The sequence below is a fragment of the Pseudomonas sp. 9.2(2024) genome (assembly GCF_039695385.1).
Taxonomy (GTDB): Bacteria; Pseudomonadota; Gammaproteobacteria; order Pseudomonadales; family Pseudomonadaceae; genus Aquipseudomonas; species Aquipseudomonas paraglycinae.
Genome location: NZ_CP155585.1, coordinates 5,034,282 through 5,057,075, shown reverse-complemented (window position 1 = coordinate 5,057,075; position 22,794 = coordinate 5,034,282). Strand labels below are relative to the sequence as shown.

18 protein-coding genes are annotated in these 22,794 nt (G+C 61.4%); 5 read left to right on the top strand and 13 right to left on the bottom strand.

The features are described from left to right. Positions 1–170: 170 nt before the first annotated feature. The 5 genes from ABFB52_RS22755 to arcD (ABFB52_RS22735) all read right to left on the bottom strand — a co-directional run bounded on the left by ABFB52_RS22755 (position 171) and on the right by arcD (ABFB52_RS22735) (position 5,466). Positions 171–533: a DUF5064 family protein gene (locus ABFB52_RS22755; RefSeq protein ID WP_039766036.1), complete on the bottom strand. Its 363-nt coding sequence runs from the start codon at positions 531–533 to the stop codon at positions 171–173. 62 nt (positions 534–595) lie between these two features. Next, positions 596–1,525: a carbamate kinase gene (gene arcC, locus ABFB52_RS22750; protein WP_007951187.1), complete on the bottom strand. Its 930-nt coding sequence runs from the start codon at positions 1,523–1,525 to the stop codon at positions 596–598. A gap of 142 nt (positions 1,526–1,667) precedes the next feature. Continuing rightward, positions 1,668–2,678, bottom strand: a complete 1,011-nt coding sequence (locus ABFB52_RS22745; protein ID WP_011335626.1) for an ornithine carbamoyltransferase — start codon at positions 2,676–2,678, stop codon at positions 1,668–1,670. A gap of 69 nt (positions 2,679–2,747) precedes the next feature. Next, complete coding sequence (gene arcA, locus ABFB52_RS22740) at positions 2,748–4,004, bottom strand: arginine deiminase (protein WP_085745195.1); 1,257 nt, start codon at positions 4,002–4,004, stop codon at positions 2,748–2,750. Between the two features lie 34 nt (positions 4,005–4,038). Further along, complete coding sequence (gene arcD / locus ABFB52_RS22735; protein ID WP_085745194.1) at positions 4,039–5,466, bottom strand: arginine-ornithine antiporter; 1,428 nt, start codon at positions 5,464–5,466, stop codon at positions 4,039–4,041. A gap of 450 nt (positions 5,467–5,916) precedes the next feature. Here arcD (ABFB52_RS22735) and arcD (ABFB52_RS22730) point away from each other — a divergent pair, with 450 nt between their 5' ends. Together arcD (ABFB52_RS22730) and ABFB52_RS22725 are read left to right on the top strand one after the other, a co-directional pair. Then, entirely contained in the window at positions 5,917–7,344 is a 1,428-nt protein-coding gene (gene arcD, locus ABFB52_RS22730; protein ID WP_007951183.1) for an arginine-ornithine antiporter, read from the top strand. Further along, a complete protein-coding gene (locus tag ABFB52_RS22725) occupies positions 7,341–8,192 on the top strand; it encodes a DNA-3-methyladenine glycosylase (RefSeq protein ID WP_085745193.1) in 852 nt (283 codons plus the stop codon). Before arcD (ABFB52_RS22730) ends, ABFB52_RS22725 begins: the two co-directional genes overlap by 4 nt. Before the next feature lie 230 nt (positions 8,193–8,422). Here the strand turns inward: ABFB52_RS22725 and ABFB52_RS22720 are convergent, their stop codons facing one another. The 8 genes from ABFB52_RS22720 to gap all read right to left on the bottom strand — a co-directional run bounded on the left by ABFB52_RS22720 (position 8,423) and on the right by gap (position 18,958). Then, a complete protein-coding gene (locus tag ABFB52_RS22720; protein ID WP_085745192.1) occupies positions 8,423–9,772 on the bottom strand; it encodes a CoA transferase in 1,350 nt (449 codons plus the stop codon). Positions 9,773–9,929: 157 nt separating this feature from the next. Continuing rightward, positions 9,930–12,068, bottom strand: coding sequence for a methyl-accepting chemotaxis protein (locus ABFB52_RS22715; protein WP_085745425.1), 2,139 nt, complete (start codon positions 12,066–12,068; stop codon positions 9,930–9,932). Positions 12,069–12,248: 180 nt separating this feature from the next. Beyond that, positions 12,249–12,644 carry a YbaN family protein gene (locus ABFB52_RS22710; RefSeq protein WP_085745191.1) on the bottom strand — a complete coding sequence of 132 codons (396 nt, stop codon included), beginning with the start codon at positions 12,642–12,644 and terminating at the stop codon, positions 12,249–12,251. A 169-nt stretch (positions 12,645–12,813) separates the two neighbouring features. Next, a complete protein-coding gene (locus ABFB52_RS22705; RefSeq protein ID WP_085745190.1) occupies positions 12,814–13,410 on the bottom strand; it encodes a biliverdin-producing heme oxygenase in 597 nt (198 codons plus the stop codon). A 111-nt stretch (positions 13,411–13,521) separates the two neighbouring features. After that, positions 13,522–16,107: a TonB-dependent receptor gene (locus ABFB52_RS22700; protein WP_129973132.1), complete on the bottom strand. Its 2,586-nt coding sequence runs from the start codon at positions 16,105–16,107 to the stop codon at positions 13,522–13,524. 122 nt (positions 16,108–16,229) lie between these two features. After that, entirely contained in the window at positions 16,230–17,195 is a 966-nt protein-coding gene (locus ABFB52_RS22695) for a FecR domain-containing protein (RefSeq protein WP_085745188.1), read from the bottom strand. A 123-nt stretch (positions 17,196–17,318) separates the two neighbouring features. Beyond that, positions 17,319–17,837 carry an RNA polymerase sigma factor gene (locus tag ABFB52_RS22690; protein ID WP_007951175.1) on the bottom strand — a complete coding sequence of 173 codons (519 nt, stop codon included), beginning with the start codon at positions 17,835–17,837 and terminating at the stop codon, positions 17,319–17,321. A 119-nt stretch (positions 17,838–17,956) separates the two neighbouring features. Then, positions 17,957–18,958: a type I glyceraldehyde-3-phosphate dehydrogenase gene (gene gap / locus ABFB52_RS22685; RefSeq protein WP_085689348.1), complete on the bottom strand. Its 1,002-nt coding sequence runs from the start codon at positions 18,956–18,958 to the stop codon at positions 17,957–17,959. Between the two features lie 220 nt (positions 18,959–19,178). On the opposite strand from gap, the gene edd reads away from it, so the two are divergent. The 3 genes from edd (at position 19,179) to ABFB52_RS22670 (ending at position 22,769) form a co-directional block, all read left to right on the top strand. After that, positions 19,179–21,005 (top strand): phosphogluconate dehydratase, encoded by a 1,827-nt coding sequence (edd, locus tag ABFB52_RS22680; protein WP_085745187.1) that lies wholly within the window; start codon positions 19,179–19,181, stop codon positions 21,003–21,005. Further along, complete coding sequence (locus ABFB52_RS22675; RefSeq protein WP_085745186.1) at positions 21,002–21,958, top strand: glucokinase; 957 nt, start codon at positions 21,002–21,004, stop codon at positions 21,956–21,958. The genes edd and ABFB52_RS22675 overlap by 4 nt, the downstream gene beginning before the upstream one ends. 79 nt (positions 21,959–22,037) lie before the next feature. Further along, the gene (locus ABFB52_RS22670; RefSeq protein WP_007951171.1) at positions 22,038–22,769 is read left to right on the top strand and encodes a response regulator transcription factor; all 732 of its coding nucleotides are present in this window, start codon (positions 22,038–22,040) and stop codon (positions 22,767–22,769) included. Positions 22,770–22,794 lie beyond the last annotated feature (25 nt).

Sequence of the window (22,794 nt, the reverse complement as noted above, 5' to 3'; positions counted from 1 at the left end):
CCCGGAGGGAGAGGGAGCTGACCGAGGTGTCTGAGGTTTGACATCGACCTGAAAGAACCAGTCGATTATGGATTCGGTAAAGCAGGTTCAGGTCGGCGTAACTCTGAAATATCCCCGGATCAGTCCCCTCTCCCTCTGGGAGAGGGCTAGGGTGAGGGGGGCTTTGGGGGTTACTCGAAATGCTCGGGATTAACCGGATCCCCGGACTGCATATTCAGCTGCTTGCGGATGTCCTCAAACATCAGGTCGTAATGCTTGTGCACCGAGCCGATCTGGCTGTGGCTCTTGGGGATCCCGTACTTTTCGGCGATCTGCGTCACGTTACGAGCGAAGTTATAAGCTTCTTCCTTGGGCAGAAAGAACGGTTCGTTGACCTCTTTGCCCTGCATGCTGCCATGCAGGGTGAACTGTATCCCTTTGCCTTTCTGGGGATCGGTGAACACTTCATAGTCGAGGTGCACGTTGTAATTGACGTCGTCGTCAGTCAACGCATGCCGCTCAATATGCAAATGACCGGGTTCGAACTGGGCCATGGGTTTCTCCTTTCAAGGCATGGGAGAAGGGCAGACCTGAAGTCTGCCCCCGGAGTTTCTTTTTATCGGTAGGTGATGCCCGGCGCTGCCGTGCTGACCCGCGTACCGGCGGTGCCCTGGACGATGGCTTCGATGTCCGAGAGCGAACCGATCACCGCGACCTTGCCAGTATGGCGTGCAAATTCACAGGCTGCCTGCACCTTCGGCCCCATGGAGCCGGCGGCGAAGCCCAGGCGTTCGAGTTCGTCCGGGTGGGCCTGGGCGATGGCTTTCTCGGTGGGTTTCTTGAAGTCGATGTACGCCGCGTTGACGTCGGTGGCGATCACCAGCAAGTCCGCCTCCAGCTGTTCGGCCAGCAGCGCCGAGCACAGGTCCTTGTCGATCACCGCTTCGATGCCTTGCAGCTTGCCGTGCGCGCCATACATGGTCGGGATGCCGCCACCGCCGGCGCAGATCACGATGCTGCCCTTGTCCAGCAGCCACTTGATCGGGCGGATTTCGAAGATGCGTTTCGGCCGGGGGCTGGCCACCACGCGCCGGAACTTGTCGCCGTCCGGGGCGATGGCCCAGCCTTTTTCGGCGGCGAGTTTTTCTGCTTCGGCTTTCTCGTAGACCGGGCCGATCGGTTTGGTCGGGTTCTTGAAGGCCGGGTCGTTGGCGTCGACTTCGACCTGGGTGAGCAGGGTGGCGAACGGGACTTCGAAGTCCAGCAGGTTGCCCAGTTCCTGTTCGATGATATAGCCGATCATGCCTTCGGTTTCGGCACCGAGCACGTCCAGCGGGTAAGGGGTGACGGAAGTGTAGGCCGCCGCCTGCAACGACAGCAGGCCGACTTGCGGACCATTGCCGTGGGCGATGACCAGTTGGTTGCCGGGATGGATCTTGGCGATTTGCTCGGTGGCGATGCGGATGTTGGCGCGCTGGTTGTCAGCGGTCATCGGCTCACCACGGCGGAGCAGGGCGTTACCGCCCAGAGCTACGACGATACGCATGGTGCATGTCCTTTTCGTGTTGATCGTTCCCACGCTCCCGCGTGGGAATGCATCCCGTGACGCTCTGCGTCACAGCTGACGCAGAGCGTCCGGGGGCGGCGTTACCACGCGGAGCGTGGGAACGATCAGTGCCAAAGCCGGGTTACAGGTCTGCCAAAGTCGACACCAGAATCGCCTTGATGGTGTGCATGCGGTTTTCCGCTTGCTCGAAGGCGATGCAGGCAGGCGACTCGAACACGTCGTCGGTCACTTCGATGCCGTTTTTCAGGTGCGGATACTGTTCGGCAATCTGTTTGCCGACCTTGGTATCGCTGTTGTGGAACGCCGGCAGGCAGTGCATGAACTTGGTGCGCGGGTTGCCGGTGGCTTTCATCAGCTCGGCGTTGACCTGATACGGCAGCAGTTGCTGGATTCGCTCGGCCCAGGCTTCAACCGGCTCGCCCATCGATACCCAGACGTCGGTGTGGATGAAGTCCACGCCTTTGACCGCCGCTTTCGGGTCTTCGGTCAGGGTGATGCGGGCGCCGCTTTCCTCTGCGTATTTTTTGCAGCGATCCACCAGATCGTCGTGCGGCCACAGGGCTTTCGGCGCGCAGATGCGCACGTCCATGCCGAGTTTGGCGCCGATCAGCAGCAGCGAGTTGCCCATATTGTTGCGCGCGTCGCCCAGGTAGGCGTAGCTGATCTCGTGGATCGGCTTGTCGGCGTGCTCACGCATGGTCAGCACGTCGGCAATCATCTGGGTCGGGTGATATTCATCGGTCAGGCCGTTGAACACCGGCACGCCGGCGAACTTGGCCAGCTCTTCGACGATTTCCTGCTTGAAGCCACGGTACTCGATGGCGTCGTACATGCGACCCAGCACGCGGGCTGTGTCCTTCATGCTTTCCTTGTGGCCGATTTGCGAGGAGTTCGGGTCGATGTAGGTGACGTTGGCGCCCTGGTCATAAGCGGCGACTTCGAACGCGCAGCGGGTGCGGGTCGAGGTTTTTTCGAAGATCAGGGCGATGTTGTTGCCCTTCAGGTGTTGCTGCTCGGTGCCGGTGTACTTGGCGCGCTTGAGGTCGCGGGACAGGTCGAGCAGGTAGCGCAGCTCACGTGGGGTGTGGTGTTCCAGGCTGAGCAGGTTACGGTTGTGAATGTTGAACGCCATGATGATTCTCCTTGGATTCGGTAATCGGCCCGGCCGCTACGGGATAGGTGCGGCCGGGGAGATGGTCGTTTAGTAATCGATAGGGTCGCGGATGATCGGGCAAGTCATGCAGTGGCCGCCGCCGCGGCCACGACCGAGTTCGCCGGCGCTGATGGTGATGACCTCCACGCCCGCCTTGCGAAGCAGGGTGTTGGTGTAGGTGTTGCGGTCGTAGCCGATGACCACGCCCGGCTCCACGGCCACCACGTTGTTGCCGTCATCCCATTGCTCGCGTTCGGCGGCGAAGCTGTTGCCGCCGGTTTCGACGACGCGCAGTTTCGGCAGGTTGAGGGCTTTGGCCACGACGTCGAGGAAGGTGCCTTCTTCGCGACGGATGTCGATGCCGCCCTGTTTGCTTTCGTCAGGGCGCAGGGTGAAGGCGACGATCTGGTTGACCACTTCCGGGAAGATCGTGACGAGGTCGCGGTCGCAGAAGCTGAACACGGTATCCAGGTGCATCGCCGCTCGAGACTTCGGCAGGCCGGCGACGATGACTTTTTCCACGGCCTTGTTCTTGAACAGGTTCAGCGCCAGTTGGCCGATGGCCTGACGGGATGAACGCTCGCCCATACCGATCAGCACCACACCGTTGCCGATTGGCATGACGTCGCCGCCTTCCAGAGTGGAGCTGCCGTGATCCTTGTCCGGGTCGCCGTACCAGATCTCGAACTCGGCGTTGGTGAATTGCGGATGGAATTTGTAGATAGCGGTGGTCAACAGGGTTTCCTGACGACGCGCCGGCCAGTACATCGGGTTCAGCGTCACGCCACCGTAGATCCAGCAGGTGGTGTCGCGGGTGAACTGGGTGTTCGGCAGCGGCGGCAGAATGAAGCTGGAGTGGCCGAGGAAGTCGCGGAACATCTGGATGGTCTTGCCACCAAAGCTGTCCGGCAGATCATCGGCGGAGACGCCGCCAATCAGGAATTCGGCGATGTGTCGCGGCTCCAGGCTTTTCAGCCAGGATTTGACTTCGTTGATCAGGCCCAGGCCCACCGAATCGGCGGTGACCTTGCGCTCGAGGATCCAGTCCAGCGCTTCGGGGATGGCGACGATGTCGGTCAGCAGGTTGTGCATTTCCAGCACGTCGATCCCGCGCTCACGCATCTTGGTCACGAAGTCGAAGTGGTCGCGCTTGGCTTGAGCGACCCACAGCACGTCATCGAACAGCAGTTCATCGCAGTTGTTCGGGGTCAGCCGCTGATGGGCCAGACCTGGGGAGCAAACCATGACTTTGCGCAGTTTGCCGGCTTCGGAATGGACGCCGTACTTAACTTTTTCCGTGGTCATTTCAGTGATCCTCCAGAGAGAAAACGTTGGGCAATTACAGAGTCAGGAAGCCGTCATACAGTCCGTAGGCTGCCACCAGGGCGCCCACGACCACTGCGGCGAAAATCAGCTTCTCGACGTTGGTGAAAACCGGTTGTTTGAGTTCGAGCTTGGCCTTGGCGAACAGGATCGCGCCGGGCGCATAGAGCAGGGCCGACAGCAGCAGGTACTTCACGCCGCCGGCGTAGAGCAGCCAGACCGCGTAGATCAGGGCGATGGCGCCGATGATCAGGTCCTTGCGCCGTTCGGCCGCGAAGCCTTCGTAGCTTTCGCCGCGCACCGCCAGGAGCAGGGCGTAGGCCGCCGACCACAGGTACGGCACCAGAATCATCGAAGTGGCGAGGTAGATCAGCGACAGGTAAGTGCTGGCCGAGAACAGGGTGATGATCAGGAACAGCTGCACCATCGCGTTGGTCAGCCACAGGGCGTTGACCGGCACGTGGTTGGCGTTCTCCTTGCGCAGGAACTCCGGCATGGTGTGGTCCTTGGCGGCGGCGAACATGATCTCCGCACACAGCAGCACCCACGACAGCAACGCCCCCAGCAGCGAGATGATCAGACCGACGCTGATCAGCACCGCGCCCCAGTGACCGACCACATGCTCAAGCACGGCGGCCATCGACGGGTTCTGCAGTTTGGCCAGTTCCGGCTGGGTCATGATGCCCAGCGACAGCACGTTCACCAGCACCAGGAACAGCAGCACGGTGATGAACCCGATCACGGTCGCCTTGCCGACGTCCGAACGTTTTTCCGCCCGGGCCGAGAAGATGCTCGCGCCTTCGATGCCGATGAACACCCACACGGTGACCAGCATCATGTTGCGCACCTGGTTCATCACGCTGCCCAGATCCGGGTTTTTCACGCCCCAGATGTCAGCGGTAAAGATGTCCAGTTTGAAGGCGAAGATCGCGATCAGCACGAACAGCAGCAGCGGCACGACCTTGGCGACAGTGGTCACGAGGTTGATGAACGCCGCTTCCTTGATCCCGCGCAGCACCAGAAAGTGCACGCCCCACAGCAGGACAGAGGCGCCGATCACGGCAGCAACGGTGTTGCCTTCCCCAAAAACCGGAAAGAAGTAGCCGAGGGTGCTGAACAGCAGAACGAAGTAACCGACGTTGCCCAGCCAGGCACTGATCCAGTAACCCCAGGCCGAGGAGAAACCCATGTAATCGCCGAAACCGGCCTTGGCGTAGGCGTAGACACCGCCGTCCAGGTCAGGCTTGCGATTGGCGAGGGTTTGAAAGACGAAAGCGAGGGTAAGCATGCCGACTGCGGTGATGGCCCAGCCAATCAGTACCGCGCCGACGTCGGCACTGGCGGCCATGTTTTGTGGCAAAGAGAATATCCCGCCACCGATCATTGAGCCGACTACCAACGCGACCAGTGCACCTAGTCGTAGTTTTCCGGGAGCTTCAGACATTGCATGACTCCATTGCAGGAGAGAAGAGTTCACAGCGTAGTTCTGTTGGCTTTTCAAACAGCTGACTTAGATCAGTGCATGGTCACATTCCATTGTTAATGAATGACTTATGAAACGTCTGAAGGCATAAAGCTATTGTCTGGAAGGCCCGTCCTAGAGGCGTTTTGTCAAAAGTGGTTAAGAATGGATCCTATTACTTTCGAATTATCACGCTAGTTCCTTTTCAGGTTTTGGCAAATTTTTCACCGCTGTTTTCAGTACAGAATTGATTTATTAGGATTCGCGCACAAAACTGTCTGAGCGTGCTACGGCGTTAGCGCCAATGGCTATATATAAAGGGCGCAAGTTGGCGTTATTCAATAAACGTCATTACGCTTTATCCATTTAGTTAAAAGCCGGTTGCATAACGGTTTCGCGGCATTCGCCGCTCTGGAACTTGGAGACGCTGGAATGTCGCAACCGACGCAAAAGCTGCGCCTTGGCGCACTGATCGCCCTGGTGGTGGGTTCGATGATTGGCGGAGGGATTTTTTCCCTGCCGCAGAACATGGCGGCCCGCGCCGATGCCGGCGCCATCCTGATCGGCTGGGGCATCACGGCGATCGGCATGCTCACCCTGGCCTTCGTGTTCCAGACCCTGGCCAACCGCAAACCGGAACTGGACTCCGGCGTGTATGCCTACGCCAAGGCCGGGTTTGGCGACTACATGGGTTTTTCGTCCGCGTGGGGTTACTGGATCAGTGCCTGGCTGGGCAACGTCGGGTATTTCGTGTTGCTGTTCAGCACCCTCGGCTACTTCTTTCCGGTGTTCGGCCAAGGCAACACGCCGATTGCCATCGGCTGCGCTTCGGTGTTGCTGTGGGCCGTGCATTTTCTGGTCATGCGCGGGATCAAGGAGGCAGCGCTGATCAATCAGCTGACCACGGTGGCCAAGATTATTCCGTTGATCATGTTCGTGGTCATCGCCGCCGTGGCCTTCAAGGCGGACGTGTTTACCCGCGACATCTGGGGCCGCAGCAACCCGAATTTCGGCGGCGTGATGGATCAGGTGCGCAACATGATGCTGGTCACCGTGTTCGTGTTCATCGGTATCGAAGGCGCCAGCGTTTACTCGGCCCGGGCGGAGAAACGCTCGGATGTGGGCCGCGCCACGGTGATCGGTTTTATCGGTGTGCTGGCGCTGCTCGTGCTGGTCAATGTGTTGTCGCTGGGGATCATGAGTCAGCCGGAACTGGCGACCTTGCAGAACCCGTCGCTGGCCGCCGTGCTGGAACACATTGTCGGGCCATGGGGCGCACTGCTGATCAGCGTGGGCCTGGCCATTTCGTTGCTCGGTGCGTTGTTGTCGTGGGCACTGTTGTGCGCGGAGATTCTGTTTGCCACCGCCAAGGACAATACGATGCCGGCGTTCCTGAAGAAGGAAAACGCCAACCATGTGCCGGTCAATGCGTTGTGGCTGACCAACGTGATGATCCAGATTTTCCTCCTGATCACGCTGTTTTCCGCCGGCACTTACACCAGCCTGATTTACCTCGCCTCCTCGATGATTCTGGTGCCGTATCTGTGGTCGGCGGCCTACGCCGTATTGCTCAGCGGACGGGGGGAAACCTATGAACATGCCTCCGCCGAACGCACCAAGGATCTGCTGATCGGCGGCATCGCGCTGTGTTACGCGGTGTGGCTGTTGTATGCCGGCGGGGTGAAATACCTGCTGCTGTCGGCGCTGCTGTATGCGCCGGGGGTGATCCTGTTCGCCAAGGCCAAACATGAGCAGGGCGAGCCGCTGTTCACCACGCTCGAGAAGGGGATTTTCACCTGCGTGATCGCCGGGGCCGGGCTCGCGGCGTATGGGTTGTACAGCGGCGTGTTATCCCTGTGAGATTGCGGCTCGACTATCAGGGATCCTGCGACTGGCCGGCAATGCTCGAGTTTCTCGCGGCCCGCGCAGTGGTCGGGATGGAGACGGTGGCCGATGGCGTGTATTCGCGCAGCATCGGGTTGAACGGGTTTCACGGCACGGTTTCGGTCCGGCCCGGCGACGGTGATGCGCTGGAGGTGGAGCTGGATTTCCCGGATCCGTCGGCGGTTCCCGAGATTGTTGCGCGTTTGCGACGGATGTTTGATCTGGATGCGGATCTACCCACGATGCAGCGGCATCTGGCGGTAGATCCGCTGCTGGCGCGGCTGATCGCCGAACGGCCGGGGTTGCGGGTGCCGGGGGCGTGGGATGGTCTGGAACTGGCGTTTCGCGCGGTGCTGGGGCAGCAGATCACCGTGGTGGCGGCGATTCGGCTGGCGGGGAAACTGGTGGCGCAGTATGGCGAGCCTTTACGTTCTTCAGTGCCGGGCCTGACCCACGTCTTTCCTCAGGCAAAGGTTTTGGCAAACGCTGATCTGGCGGCGCTGGGCATGCCGAAAAGTCGCGGGCGGACCTTGTCCGGGGTGGCGCAGGCGTCATTGGACGATCCGCTGCTGTTTGCCTCCGGGACGGCGCGGTTGCTGGCGCTGCACGGGATTGGCGACTGGACGGCGCAGTACATTGCCCTGCGCCAGTTGCGGGACATGGACGGGTTTCCGACTGGCGATGTGGGATTGCTGCGGGCGTTGGAGGTGCAGGAAGGGGAACGGATGACGGCGCGGGAGTTGTCTGTTCGGGCAGAGGCCTGGCGGCCGTTTCGGGGGTATGCGGCGCAGGTGTTGTGGACATCCTTGAGTCGCTTTGACTGAATTTTTCGTATCCGTCTTGAAACCGCTGCCCTCACCCCAGCCCTCTCCCGGAGGGAGAGGGAGCCGATTGGGGGATATTTGAGAAGTACACCGACTTGAACGTTATGCACCGAATTCAAAATCGACTCGATCTCTCAGGTCGATGCATGGCGCCAGGCAACTCGGTCGGCTCCCTCTCCCCCCGGGAGAGGGCTGGGGTGAGGGCAGCAGTCTCAAACCATGCACAAACCTTAAATCCACTGCGGACGATGCGACCCCAACTCAGTTGCCGGCAAAACCCACTGCAGAGGCGTCCCGCTAATCTTCAGCGGGGCTTGAAGCCGACGTGCCGGCCCCCAAGGTGTCTGCTCCACCAGCGAGCTTTGATCCTGTGGATTTTCCGGACGCAACGTTTCATCCGTCCCAGCCCCATGCTCAATCAACAACTTCGCCGTCCGTGCCAGCGACAACCGCGCCGATCCACCTCGACCACTGCGTAACCGTTCAGCCAGCAACCGAATCACACTCGCCGCCATCAGATACCCCGTCGCATGATCCAGCGCCTGTACCGGCAGCGGTGTCGGTTTGTCCGCTTGCTTCCAGCGCTGTCCGGCCTCGGCAATCCCGCTGCTCATCTGCACCAGACTGTCGAAACCCCGACGGTTCTGCCACGGGCCGCTCCAGCCGTAGGCGTTGAGGCAGACATCAATCAGCCCCGGCGCCAGTTGCCGGCGACGCTCTATGCCGAAGCCAAGCTGTTCAAGGGCGTCGGCACGATAACCGTGCAGAAGAATGTCGGCATCCTTGAGCAAACCTTCAAACACTGCGCGATCCGCCGGCTTATGCAGATCCAGTCGCGCACAACGTTTGCCGAGGGTCACTTCCGGCACCACGCCGGGTTCATTCCAGGTCGGCGGGTCGATGCGCAGCACATTGGCGCCCAACCCCGCGAGGAAGCGGCTGGCGGTCGGGCCGGCCAGTACGCGGGTCAGATCAAGCACCTTGAGCCCCGCCAATGGCCGCGCCACCGAGCCTTGCCAGGGTTGATGACTTTCTTCTTTCCCGTCACTGAAATGCACCAAGGGTTCGGCATTCACCGCCAACCCTTGCGGATGTTTCTGCCACTGTTCCCAGCTGCGCATCTCAGCCGCACAACCCTTGGCCTCGACCACCGCTTGCTCCAGATCGGCACTGGCCCATTGCGCAACTTTCGCCGCCATCGCCGCGCGGTCGGCACAGGCGCCGAGCACCCTTTCAGCGGCGGTGCGGTGATGCGGGGCGTTGGTGTGCAGGCGGATCCAGCCGTCTCGGGTTGCGTAGTCGCCGGCCACCGGATCCCACAGCGGCGGCACTTCCCAGCCGATCGGTCGCAGCGACGTGGCGAACCAGAACGAGGCGAGGCGGCGGTCGACTTCTACAGTGGGCAAGTCGCCGGTTTGCTGCTGAAGGAGTTCGGCGACAGCTTGCCCGGCAACGGCAATGCTCGCGCAGGCAAGGTCGGTGACGGCAAACGCTGAGGGCAGGGCGCCCTCGGCGGTGAATGGAATCGGCGTGCGGGACAAGCCGAGTGCGGCTTGAATGGACGTGAGCAGATCAGTCATCGAAGGCCCTCCGGAAGAGGGCCTGATCATAGAACAGATGACGAGATCGTTCCCATGCCCTGCGCTCCAGTTCAGGAGCGGGACGCGGAGCGTCCTGGGCTGTATTCCCACGCGGACGGTTCGACGCCTCGACGTGGGAACGATCAGGGAGGGGAGGTCAGACGCGGAACTGATCCATCAATTTCATCTGCTGGCTGGCCAGGGCATTGAGCTGGCTGCTGATCGCCGCCGATTCGGTGGCCTGTTCGGTCAGGGTTTCGGTGACGGTACGGATCGCCGAGACGTTGCGGTTGACCTCTTCGGCCACGGCGCTTTGCTGTTCGGCGGCGCTGGCGATCTGCAGGTTCATGTCGCTGATCACGGTAACCGCGTCGCTGATCTTGCCGAGGGCGTCCACGGCCTGGCGGATCTGCCCGGCGTTGTTGTGAGCCTGGGTCTGGCTCGAGTGCATGGTCGCGACCACGCCACGGGTGCCGGTCTGGATGCGCTCGATCACCACGCGGATTTCTTCGACCGAATCCTGGGTGCGCTTGGCGAGGTTACGGACTTCATCTGCCACCACCGCAAAACCACGACCGCTTTCACCGGCACGGGCCGCTTCGATCGCGGCGTTCAGCGCCAGCAGGTTGGTCTGCTCGGCAATGCTGCGGATCACTTCCAGCACCGAACCGATCTGCTCGCTGTTGACTGCCAGCTCTTCGACTTCGGTCACGGCTTTGCTGACTTCATCGGCCAGTTGGTTGATGTCGCGGGTGCTGCGCTCGATGATCGACATCCCGTCCTTGGCCGACTGATCGGCGCCTTTCGCCGCGTTGGCCGCATTCGACGCGCTGTTCGCCACGTCGTGAGCGGTGGCGCTCATTTCGTTGGAGGCGGTCGCTACCTGATCGATCTCGCGGAACTGCACCTGCATGCCTTCGCTGGTCTGGCGGGCGATTTCCGACGACTGATCGGCGGTGCCACGGGCCTCGGTGATGCTCTGTTTGATCTGGGCGATGGTCGGTTGCAGCTTGTCGAGGAAGCGGTTGAACCAGTTCACCAGTTCGCCCAGTTCATCTTTCTTGGTGTAGTTCAGGCGCTGGGTCAGATCACCTTCACCGCTGGCGATGTTCTTCAGCATTTCGGCGACGCTGTTGATCGGACGGGTCACGCCGGAGGCGGTGAGCCAGATCAGCAGCAGACCGATCAGGCCGGCGATCACGGCCACCGCCAATGCGGTAATCGTGCCGGTTTGCTGCGCGTCGTCGAGCACTGCCTGGAGCTTGACCGAGTCGGCCAGCAGCACTTGTTTCGGCAGGTCGATGACCACGCCCCAGGCCTTGGAGTCGGCAATCGGGTTGACCGGATACACGGCGCGGATCAGGTCGCCCCGCTCGAGAATCTTCGGTGTGCCGGCACTCAGCAGTTGCAGCACGTCCTTGCCCTCGGCGCCGAGGGTGTCGCCGATGCTCTTGCCGACCTTGCCGGCATCCGCGCTGTAGGCACCAAGCACGCCGCTGCCGGAGACGATCAGCATGTGCCCGGCGCTGTTGAACAGGTCACGCTGAGAGTCCACGGCCGCCGCTTGCAGGGCGTCGAGGGCGATGTCGACACCGACCACGCCGATGGCCTTGCCGTCCACCAGCAGGGGCACGGAAATGGTGGTCATGAGCATTTCCTTGCCGCCCACGGTGTCGGCGTAAGGATCAAGCAGGCAGGTACGTTTGTTGTCGCGAGGGCAGGTGTACCAGCTGTTGTAAGGCGTGCCGCTGACGCTGAGGGTGGTCTTGTTCATGTCGTCTTCGACCATGATCGTGTTCAGCGACGGACCCGCAGCACGGCTCCAGTAACTGGCGAAACGTCCCGCCTCGTTGGACTGGCGCGCGGCATCGTTGGCGAATTCGCTGTCCTTGCCGTCCAGTCCGTTGGGTTCGAACGCCAGCCAGATGCCAAGCACCTTGCTGTTGCGCTCGAAGGCGGTTTTCAGGCTCTGGTTCAACTCTTCACGCAGGGCGCCGGCGTCCAGCGAACGCTTGGCGGCCATCACTCGCATGTCCTTGATCTGGTCGGCCAGGGCGGTGATCACCAACAGGCTCTCGCCGAAGGTTTTCTGCACCCGCACCGCTTGCTCGGCAGCCTTGGCCTGCAACAGGTCCTGCACGCTGGCGGTGAGCATCTTGCTGCTGGAAGCACTGACCAGTTCGTCGTTCTGGTTGGTCTGGTAAATGTTGATGCCAACGATCAGCGCGACCACACCGAGCAGGCAGAGGCCGGAGAGCAAGACGATTTTCAGGCGAATGGACAGAGAGTCGAACATGGGACGTTCTCGCGAATGGATGAGCTGTTGGCTAAGAGGCAGGAAGGTGCCCGGTTCGCCAAATCCATTCAGCGCCATTCAATGCTCATCGGCGCGAGGCGGGTACGCATGAGTTGCAAGCCGACGAACGGTCACGGCTAAACGTTTGCGCGAGTAAATGCCCTGAAAACAAGAGAAAAATCAGAAAATCTTCGGCAGCGCTTCCGGTCGCGACCAGATCCACAGGTTGCCCATCGTCATCCCGGCAATCGCCAGATAGATCGGCCAGCCGTGATCGAGCATCACCAGCATCAGCGTGGCGCACAGCAACATGCTGACGGTGGCGCTGACCTTGGCTTTGCGGGCGATGATCTTGCCGTTGCGCCAGTTACTCAGGATCGGCCCGAACAGCCGATGGTTTTCCAGCCAGGCACTCAGGCGCGGCGAACTGCGGGTCGCGGCCCAGGCGGCGAGCAGGATGAACTCGGTGGTCGGCAGGCCGGGCACGACGATGGCGATCAGACCGATGCCGAGGCTGACATAGGCGAGCAGACCGAACAGCAGGCGGGCGAGTCGGGAGGAGGCGGGTTGGGGCATGGGCTCAGCGAGAGGCTAATGTGACAGGGTGGGAATCTTACAGAGTTACGCAATTCCTTGTGGGAGCTGGCTTGCCAGCGATAGCGTCCGGTCAGTCGACAGGGATGTTGTCTGACACGCCGTCATCGCTGGCAAGCCAGCTCCCACAGGTTTTACGGTGTGGCTGGGATCAGGCCGGTTCGGCTTCTGTGGCGTAAGCCTGTTCCAGCAGCACGGTGAAGCGGTTGAACGCATCGATCGCGCCTTGCTCCACTTCCGCTTCTTCTTCAGCACTGAATTGCAGCGAATCGAGGGTACGCACAAAGCTCTTCCAACCTTCGGCGCGACCGCCTTCAGGCTCGCCCAGATGACGGGCGCCAAAGGTTTCGCTCAGGTCCAGCGCGACCGCGCGTTTGATCAGGAACGCAGCGCCGAGCTTGGAACCCTCGGACACGAAAATCCAGCCCAGGGCGCGGGCCTTGCTCGGGTTTTTCACCGTGCCGGCGACTGGCGCAGGCACTTCGGTGTCTAGGTCGGCGAGGTCGGCTTTTGCCGCTTCGGCGCGGCAGCGGGCCGGCAGGTCAGGGACGATGGCGGTCAGTTCGGCATCGTTGTACAGCGACACCAGCTCCGACTGGAACAGGTACTGCGCGGCCACGAAACGGGCGAAATTGGCGCGGGTCTCGAACGGCGCATGGGCCTTGACCAGGGCATCGAGCTTGCTGTGCGGCTCGTGGGTGATCTGGTTCAGGCGTTGCGAACGCAGGGCTTTTTCCGGGGTGCTCATGAGATGTCCTTGAAAAGAAGAGGCGCTTGATAACGAGACGTACGGGCAAGCGCCGGACAGTAAAAAAACCTCACGGCGCGGCCATGCATGCGCGCCGTGAGGTCATCCGGATCAGATATCCCAGACCAGGTTGATCGCGAAGTTGCGACCCGGCTGGGTCAGGCGATCAAGGTTGGCCGGTTGTGTCACCGAGGCTTCGCCGACGCTGTCGTAACCGCGCACGTCATCCCACAGCCAGTATTTCTTGTCGGTCAGGTTGTAGATGCCGCCGCTGACGGTGACGTCGTCGGTGACCTTGTAATAACCGGCCAGATCGAGAATGCCGAAGCCCGGCGACTTGAATTGACTGCTGACACCGTCCGGCGATTTGAAGTTGCTGTCGTCGACGCGATCCTTCTTCTTGACCACGGTCCAGCTCAGCAGGCCGCCGTAGTTGTCCTGGTCATAACCGAGGCCGAACACGCCGGTCAGCGGGTTGACGCTGTTCAAAGGCTCGCCGTTGTCGTTGTTGCGTCCATAGGCGTAGGAGATCGAACCCTGGGTGTACAAGCCTTGCGGCGCGCCGAAGGAATCCAGGTTCAGACGACCTTTGACTTCGGCACCCTTGATGGTGGCGTGCTTGATGTTGCTGGACTGGAACGTCAGCTCGCTGTAGCCCGGGGTGACGGCGTCTTCGTTGATGAAGTCGCGGTACTTGTTATAGAACACCGCCACGTCGAACGAGCCTTGCTCGAAGTTGCCGCGCAGGCCGGTTTCATAGCTTTTGCTCTTTTCCGGTTCCAGGTCCGGGTTCGGCGCCACGTTGTAGCCGGTGGTGCTGTTCTCGAAGCGGCCGTAAAGCGCTTTCGCGGTCGGTGTGCGGAAGCCTTCGGCGTACTGACCGTACCAGGTGTAGTTGTCGGTCAGGGCGTAGGTCAGGCCGAATTTCGGCGAGACTTTATGCCAGGTCTTGTTCTCGTCGCTGACCGTGCCGTTGCCGTCGGCGGCCACGGTGTTGAGGAATTCCTGGGTGATGTGCGGCTTGAGCTGCGTGTAGTCGTAGCGCAGGCCCGGCAGGAAGGTCCAGTTGTTCCAGCTGATCTGATCCTGGGCGAACAGGCTGTAGGTGTTGATGGTCGGGTCCGGGAAGTCGCTGGATTTTTTCAGCACGTCAGCCGCGCTGGTGGCGCCGATGGCGGTGCAGCCGCGACCGACCGCCAGGCATGTGCCGTCGCCGCTGCGCGAGCCGGTAACTTTCTGCTGCTTGATGGTGGTGCCGTAAGTCAGCACGTGATCGGTGGCGCCGAGGCTGAAGGCCTTGTCCAGTTGCGCGTCGAAGACCCACTGTTTTTCTTCGTAGATCGTGTCGCGGGTGCGCAGGACTTTACGGGTGATCGGGTAATAGAACTCGTCGGTGCTCTGGTCGGTCTTGGCGGTCTGGTGGTTGAGGCTCCACTTCACGTTGTCCGCCAGCAGGCTGTCGAGCTCGAAGCTGTGCTCCAGGCCGAAACGCTCGCGGGTGATGGTGTCGTTGCCGGTGCGCCACTGGTACATGCCGCCGGGCAGCACGCTGTTCGGGATCGTCGGGGCGCCGTTGAAGTACGGGCCGCCGTAGGCGCTTTTCTGATCGGTGTCGCGATCGTCCTTGTACTTTTCGTAGGTCAGGCCCAGGCGCGAACCTTCGTTGTAGTTCCAGCCGATCTTGGCCAGCACGTTGGCGGCTTTCACGTCCTCCGGGTTGGCGGCGGTGCGCTCAAGGCCGGTGCCGTTGTTGCTGCCGTAGGAATCGGTTTCATGACCGTCGCGCTGGCTGTAGTGCAACAAGCCGTCGAACTGGTCGGCGCGACCGGCGACGGTGGCGGATTTCAGCCAGCTCTCGTCGGCGGAGCTGTAGCCGGTTTTCAGGCGGGCACCGACGTCTTTGCCGGGCTTGATGATGTCGTCCGGGTCGAGGGTGTAGTAGCTGACCGCGCCGCCGATGGCGTTGCTGCCGTACAGCACCGAGGCCGGGCCACGGAGGATCTCGACGCGTTTGACGATTTCCGGGTCGACGTAATTGCGCTGGGTCTTGGCGTAAGGGCCGTTGAAGAAACCGTCAGGCACTTCGACGCCGTCGACCTGAGTCAGAATCCGGTCGCCGTCGATGCCGCGAATGTTGTAGCCGCTGATCCCGCCACGCTGGCCGGCGCCGCCCACGGATACGCCCGGCTCGTAGCGCACCAGATCCTTGATGGTGTTGACGTTGTTGCGGTCCAGATCCTGACGGGTCTGCACGGTGACGGTGGCCGGCACGCTGTTGATCGACTGTTCCTGACGGGTGGCGCTGATGGTCACCTGATCAAGATTGAGTGCGCCGCTGCTGGCGCGTTTTTCCAGCACGACGTTGTTGTTGCTCAGTTTGCGGAAGCTCAGGTTGGTCCCCACCAACAGACGCTCCAGGGCTTTTTCCGGTGGCAGCGAACCGCGCACGCCCGGCGACGACACGTCTTGACCCAGTTCCGCCGGCAAACCGACCTGCCAGCCGGTGACCGCGGTGAACGCATTGAGCGCCGACACCAGCGGCTGTTGGGCAATGGCGAACGAGTAGTCGCCCATGTTGCGCGTCGGCTGTTCGGTGGCGGCCATCAGCGGCGCGGTGCCGGCCATCAGAATGGCGGCGGTCAGCAGCGAAAGCACGCGGGAAGGGGAAGAAGTCTGGCGGGTAAGGCGAGAGGACATCGATAGCGCTCCGTGTCGCACGAATCTTTATAGGTGCTGATTGATCTCGCGAGATGCGAATCAATTGCATTGGCTATAACGAGACGAACGAGCTTCGACTATCGAGTAAAAATAATTCTCATTTAGTTCAAGATCACCAGCGCCGGGAATTCCCGAAGCTTGGCCGAGGTGATATGAGCGAGCGAACGCACCACGTCCAGCGGCTGGTCGAGACGGTAATTGCCGGTGACGGCGACGTCGGCCAACTGCTCGTTGGTGTTGATGATGAAGCCCGGGTAGTAACGGCGCAGTTCGGCCAGCACCTGGTTCAGCGGGCAGTTCTCGAAGATCAGCCGACCCTGCACCCAGGCCAGATCGGTGGCGGCGTCGACCTTGGCCGGGCGGTCGAAACCGTTCGGGCCGATGCGAATGCTCTCACCGGCAGACAGCCGCACCCGCGCATCGTCACGGGTCGCCCGCAGATCGACATCGCCACGCTGCACCCGCACCTGCGCCACGCCGTCCAGATAACGCACGGCGAATGCGGTGTCGCGCACGCTGGCTTTCACCGGCCCGGCGTCGATTTCCAGCGGCTGGCTGCGGCTGGCCGGGATCTCGAAAAACGCTTCGCCCTGATACAGCCGCGCGACTCGCTGCTGATCGTTGATCGTGCTGGAGAACGCGGAATTGGTGTTGAGCAGGACTTTCGAGCCGTCCTCAAGCTGCAGGCGCTGACGCTCGCCGACTACGGTCAGGTGATCGGCCTGCAGACGCATCGGCAGGTTGCTGAAACTGAACAGCCCGAGCAGCAGAACGGCGGCGGTGGCCAGCGGTTTCCAGTGCGGACGCAGGCGAGTGAGGACGGTAACTTTCTTCGGTTTGGCCGCGAGGTTTTGCGCGCACTGAGCGATCTGCGGGCCGTCCCAGATTGCCTGAGCCTTGGCGAACGCCTCGGCATTCAACGGATCGGCCGCCAGCCAGGCATGGAATTGCCGGGTCTGCTCCTCGTCCGGACTGCCGAGCACGATGAGCCAGTCCAGAGCCTGGTCCATTGCGCTGGCGGCGTCCTGCGCCGATGAAGGCGAAGGGGAGCGGTGGGTGTCCGTCACGGTGATTCCTCGGCAGTGTCTGTGCACGGCTGTTTTTTTAGTGAAGCGTAAAAGTCGGGCAAGGGTAACAAAGCCCGATGATCAGTGCAGTCGATCCTGTCGAATACCGACAAGGCTTGCAGATCAGTCGCCGTTCAGGCGCTCGGCGACACCGATGCAGATGGTCATGATCAGTTTGAGTTCTTTCTGCACCGTGCTGAGGGATACGCTCAGTTCTTCGGCGATTTCCTGATAGCTGTGCCCGTGCAGGCGGCTGAGGATGAAGATTTGCTGTTGGCGGGGGCTGAGTTCACCGAGGCTCACGTTCAGGCGCTCCAGCAATTGTTCGGCGTGGGCGGCGTCTTCGGCGCTGCTGGCGGGGGCGGCGACGCTGTGCACCACGTCCTGCGGCACGTCATCGACCATGGTGCGCGAATGAATCTTGCGCGCACGCAAATGATCCAGTGCCAGGTTGCGCGCGGTCTGGAAGACAAAGGGTTCAAGGTGATCGATGGCCCGTTCGCTCAGCGCCCGGGTGACGCGCAGGTAGGTTTCCTGCAACAGGTCTTCGGCGGTGCTGTGGTTGTTGACCATCCGTTCCAGCGTCCGCAGCAGCGAGGTGCGCTGGGCGAGGAAGACGTGGTTGAAGTGTGATTGACTCACGGGAAGACCTGATCCATTTCGAGCGAATGATAATGCTTATCATCCGCCCGAGTGGTCAAGTGTTGATTTGTCAAAGGTGGGTAAAGCTTTTGCCCGCCCTCAAAACGGCGCCAGCGGTTTTATTCCGCGTTGCACAGGGCCAGGCAGTTATCGAGCATACGGTTGGAGAAGCCCCACTCGTTGTCGTACCAGGCCAGTACTTTCAGAAGTTTGCCGCTGGCTTTGGTGTGGTTGGCGTCGAAGATCGACGACAGCGGGTTGTGGTTGAAGTCGCTCGATACCAGCGGCAGGGTGTTGTAGCCGAGGATCTTCGAATGCTGGCTCGCCGCTTTCATCAGTGCATTGACTTCATCGGCCGAGGCTTCGCGCTTCAACTGCACGGTCAGGTCCACCAGCGACACATTGATCACCGGCACACGCACGGCCATGCCGGTCAGCTTGCCCGCCAGTTCCGGCAGCACCAGGCCCACGGCTTCGGCGGCGCCGGTCTTGCTCGGGATCATGTTCTGGGTGGCGGAGCGCGCGCGGTACGGGTCGGTGTGGTAGACGTCGGTCAGGTTCTGGTCGTTGGTGTAGGCGTGGATGGTGGTCATCAGACCGCTTTCGATGCCCAGTTCGCGGTGCAGCACCTGAGCCACGGGGGCCAGGCAGTTGGTGGTGCACGACGCGTTGGAAATGATCTGGTGCGACTGGCGCAGAATGTCGTGGTTCACACCGTAAACGACGGTGGCATCGGCGCCTTTGGCCGGGGCTGAGATAATCACTTTGCGTGCGCCGGCGGTAATATGCGCGGCGGCTTTGGCCCGGTCGGTGAACAGACCGGTGCATTCGAACACCACATCAATCTTTTCCGCGGCCCATGGCAGGTCGGCCGGATTGCGGATGGCGCTGACCGAAATGCGGTCGCCGTTGACGGTCAGGCTCTCGTTGTCATGAGCCACTTCGGCGTCGAATGTGCCATGAACGGTGTCGTATTTGAGCAGATGCGCATTGATCGCGCTGTCGCCCAGATCGTTGATGGCGACGATCTGCAAATCCTGACGATAGCCTTGGGTATACAGTGCGCGCAGGACATTACGGCCGATGCGGCCAAAACCATTGATTGCGATTCGAAGAGTCATTGAACAGCGCCGCCGTCGTTTTGTTGTTGGAATTACAAGATTATTCGCATAAAAATAGAAAACAAGCCTTTTTAGTGGCAATATTTTGTTTTATCTACAACGAGTGACCTGAATCAACTGGTCCGAATGATCAAGAAAACCGTTCGTCATCCCACGCGAACGGGCTTTTGATCAGCATAGACAATCAGGTCGCCACATCCGTTAGCCTGGAGTTCTACACATGCATCCCCGCGTTCTTGAGGTCACCGAACGGCTTATCGCCCGCAGCCGCGCCACGCGTCAGGCTTACCTTGCGCTGATTCGCGGCGCTGCAACTGACGGGCCGATGCGCGGCAAACTGCAATGCGCCAACTTCGCCCATGGCGTGGCCGGGTGTGGCAGCGAAGACAAGCACAGCCTGCGGATGATGAACTCGGCGAACATCGCAATTGTTTCGTCATATAACGACATGCTTTCGGCGCACCAGCCGTACGAAGTCTTCCCGGAACAGATCAAGAACGCCTTGCGCGAAATCGGCTCGGTCGGCCAGTTCGCCGGCGGCACGCCTGCCATGTGCGACGGCGTGACCCAGGGCGAGCCGGGCATGGAGCTGAGCCTGCCGAGCCGCGAAGTGATCGCGATGTCGACGGCGGTGGCGCTGTCCCACAACATGTTCGACGGCGCGCTGATGCTCGGCATCTGCGACAAGATCGTGCCGGGCCTGATGATGGGCTCTCTGCGTTTCGGTCACTTGCCGACGATTTTCGTCCCGGGCGGGCCGATGGTCTCGGGGATTTCCAACAAGGAAAAAGCCGACGTGCGGCAGAAGTACGCCGAAGGCAAGGCAACCCGCGAAGAGCTGCTGGAATCGGAGATGAAGTCCTACCACAGCCCGGGCACCTGCACCTTCTACGGCACCGCCAACACCAACCAGTTGCTGATGGAAGTGATGGGCCTGCACTTGCCGGGCGCATCGTTCGTCAACCCGAACACGCCGCTGCGTGAGGCCCTGACCCGCGAAGCCGCGCATCAGGTCACCCGCCTGACCAAACAGAACGGCAACTTCATGCCGATCGGCGAAATTGTCGACGAGAAGGCGCTGGTCAACTCGATCGTCGCGCTGCACGCCACCGGCGGTTCGACCAACCACACCCTGCACATGCCGGCCATCGCCATGGCGGCGGGCATTCAACTGACCTGGCAGGACATGGCCGACCTCTCCGAAGTCGTGCCGACCCTGAGCCACGTCTATCCGAACGGCAAGGCCGACATCAACCACTTCCAGGCGGCGGGCGGCATGTCGTTCCTGATTCGCGAACTGCTCGAAGCCGGCCTGCTGCACGAAGACGTCAACACGGTGCTTGGCCACGGCCTGAGCCAGTACACCAAGGAGCCGTTCCTCGATAACGGCAAGCTGGTGTGGCGCGAAGGCCCGACCGACAGCCTCGACGAAAACATCCTGCGCCCGGTGGCCCGTGCGTTCTCGGCAGAGGGCGGCTTGCGCGTGATGGAAGGCAACCTCGGTCGTGGCGTGATGAAGGTGTCCGCCGTGGCGCTGGAAAACCAGATCGTCGAAGCGCCGGCCATGGTGTTCCAGGATCAGCAGGATCTGGCCGACGCTTTCAAGGCCGGTCTGCTGGAGAAGGATTTTGTCGCGGTGATGCGCTTCCAGGGTCCGCGTTCCAACGGCATGCCTGAGCTGCACAAGATGACGCCGTTCCTCGGCGTGCTGCAGGATCGCGGCTTCAAGGTTGCGCTGGTAACTGACGGACGTATGTCCGGCGCATCCGGGAAAATTCCGGCGGCCATTCATGTCAGCCCCGAAGCTTATGTCGGCGGCGCTTTGGCGCGGGTGCAAGAGGGCGATATCATCCGCGTCGATGGCGTCAAAGGCACTTTGGAACTCAAGGTGGACGCCGCCGAATTCGCAGCGCGCGAACCCGCCAAAGGCCTGTTGGGCAACAACATCGGCAGCGGTCGCGAACTGTTTGGCTTCATGCGTTTGGCCTTCAGCTCGGCGGAGCAGGGCGCCAGCGCCTTCACTTCTGCCCTGGAGACGCTTAATTGAAACTGGCTTTGGTCGGTGACATCGGAGGCACCAACGCGCGGTTCGCGTTGTGGAAAGATCAGCAGCTCGAATCGGTTCAGGTGCTGGCCACGGCCGACCATGCCAGCCCGGAAGAGGCGATCAGCCTCTACCTCAGCGGGCTCGGTCTGGCGCCGGGCGCTATCGGCTCGGTGTGCCTGTCGGTGGCGGGGCCGGTGAGCGGCGATGAGTTCAAGTTCACCAACAACCACTGGCGCCTGAGTCGCAAGGCGTTCTGCCAGACCTTGCAGGTCGATCAGTTGTTGCTGATCAACGATTTCTCGGCGATGGCGCTGGGCATGACCCGTTTGCAGCCCGGCGAATTCCGCGTGGTTTGCGAAGGCACGCCGGAGCCGTTGCGTCCGGCAGTGGTGATCGGTCCGGGCACTGGCCTGGGCGTCGGCACGTTGCTCGATCTCGGTGAAGGTCGATTTGCCGCGTTGCCGGGAGAGGGCGGTCACGTCGATCTGCCGCTGAGCAGTCTGCGTGAAACCCAGCTCTGGCAGCACATCCACAACGAAATCGGCCACGTCAGCGCGGAAACCGCGTTGAGCGGCGGCGGCTTGCCTCGGGTGTACCGGGCGATCTGCGCGGTGGATGGTCATGAACCGAAACTCGATACGCCGGAGGCCATCACTGCGGCGGGACTTGCAGGCGACCCGATTGCCCTGGAAGTACTGGAGCAATTCTGCTGCTGGCTCGGTCGCGTGGCCGGCAATAACGTGCTGACCACCGGCGGCCGTGGTGGGGTGTACATCGTGGGTGGCGTGATTCCGCGCTTTGCCGACTTCTTCCTCGAAAGCGGTTTCGCCCGCAGCTTCGCCGACAAGGGCTGCATGAGCGATTACTTCAAGGGGATTCCGGTGTGGCTGGTGACGGCGCCGTATTCCGGGCTCGTCGGTGCAGGAGTGGCGCTCGAACAATCCGGTAAATGATCATTCCCACGCCGAGCGTGGGAACCCTCGACACATCAGGCATAATCCGCCCAATTCCAACAACAAGGATGCCTTCGAAGTGAGCTCAGTCAACAAGTCGATTTTGTTGGTCGATGACGACCAGGAGATACGCGAGTTGCTGGAAACCTACCTGACCCGCGCGGGTTTTCAGGTTCGGGCCACGGCGGATGGCGCCGGTTTTCGTCAGGCGTTGAACGAAGCGCCGAGCGATCTGGTGATCCTCGATGTGATGCTGCCCGATGAAGACGGCTTCAGCCTGTGCCGCTGGGTGCGCCAGCATCCGCGTCAGGCCCAGGTGCCGATCATCATGCTTACCGCCAGTTCCGACGAAGCCGATCGTGTCATCGGTCTGGAGCTAGGCGCCGACGACTACCTCGGCAAACCTTTCAGCCCCCGCGAACTGCAAGCCCGGATCAAGGCCCTGCTGCGTCGCGCCCAATTCGGTCAGGAACGCGGCGGCAGTGAAGTGCTGGCGTTCGATGAGTGGCGACTGGACATGGTCAGCCATCGGCTGTTCCACACCGACGGCGAGGAAGTGATTCTTTCCGGCGCCGACTTCGCCCTGCTGAAACTGTTCCTCGATCACCCTCAGCAAATCCTCGACCGCGACACCATCGGCAACGCCACCCGTGGCCGCGACCTGATGCCCCTCGATCGCATCGTCGACATGGCCGTCAGCCGTTTGCGCCAGCGTCTGCGCGACACCGAAAAACCGCCACGGCTGATCCGCACCGTGCGTGGCAGCGGCTACCAGCTGGCAGCCAATGTGGTTGCCGGCAATGGTCACTGAGTTCCTGCGCACCACCGCGCGCAAA

Coding starts and splice junctions, on each gene's coding strand:
- ABFB52_RS22720 (WP_085745192.1), bottom strand. CDS start 9,772: ATGACTGATCTGCTCACGTCCATTCAAGCCGCACTCGGCTTGTCCCGC.
- ABFB52_RS22755 (WP_039766036.1), bottom strand. CDS start 533: ATGGCCCAGTTCGAACCCGGTCATTTGCATATTGAGCGGCATGCGTTG.
- edd (WP_085745187.1), top strand. CDS start 19,179: ATGCATCCCCGCGTTCTTGAGGTCACCGAACGGCTTATCGCCCGCAGC.
- gap (WP_085689348.1), bottom strand. CDS start 18,958: ATGACTCTTCGAATCGCAATCAATGGTTTTGGCCGCATCGGCCGTAAT.
- ABFB52_RS22745 (WP_011335626.1), bottom strand. CDS start 2,678: ATGGCGTTCAACATTCACAACCGTAACCTGCTCAGCCTGGAACACCAC.
- arcC (WP_007951187.1), bottom strand. CDS start 1,525: ATGCGTATCGTCGTAGCTCTGGGCGGTAACGCCCTGCTCCGCCGTGGT.
- ABFB52_RS22705 (WP_085745190.1), bottom strand. CDS start 13,410: ATGAGCACCCCGGAAAAAGCCCTGCGTTCGCAACGCCTGAACCAGATC.
- ABFB52_RS22710 (WP_085745191.1), bottom strand. CDS start 12,644: ATGCCCCAACCCGCCTCCTCCCGACTCGCCCGCCTGCTGTTCGGTCTG.
- arcD (WP_007951183.1), top strand. CDS start 5,917: ATGTCGCAACCGACGCAAAAGCTGCGCCTTGGCGCACTGATCGCCCTG.
- ABFB52_RS22700 (WP_129973132.1), bottom strand. CDS start 16,107: ATGTCCTCTCGCCTTACCCGCCAGACTTCTTCCCCTTCCCGCGTGCTT.
- arcA (WP_085745195.1), bottom strand. CDS start 4,004: ATGACCACGGAAAAAGTTAAGTACGGCGTCCATTCCGAAGCCGGCAAA.
- arcD (WP_085745194.1), bottom strand. CDS start 5,466: ATGTCTGAAGCTCCCGGAAAACTACGACTAGGTGCACTGGTCGCGTTG.
- ABFB52_RS22715 (WP_085745425.1), bottom strand. CDS start 12,068: ATGTTCGACTCTCTGTCCATTCGCCTGAAAATCGTCTTGCTCTCCGGC.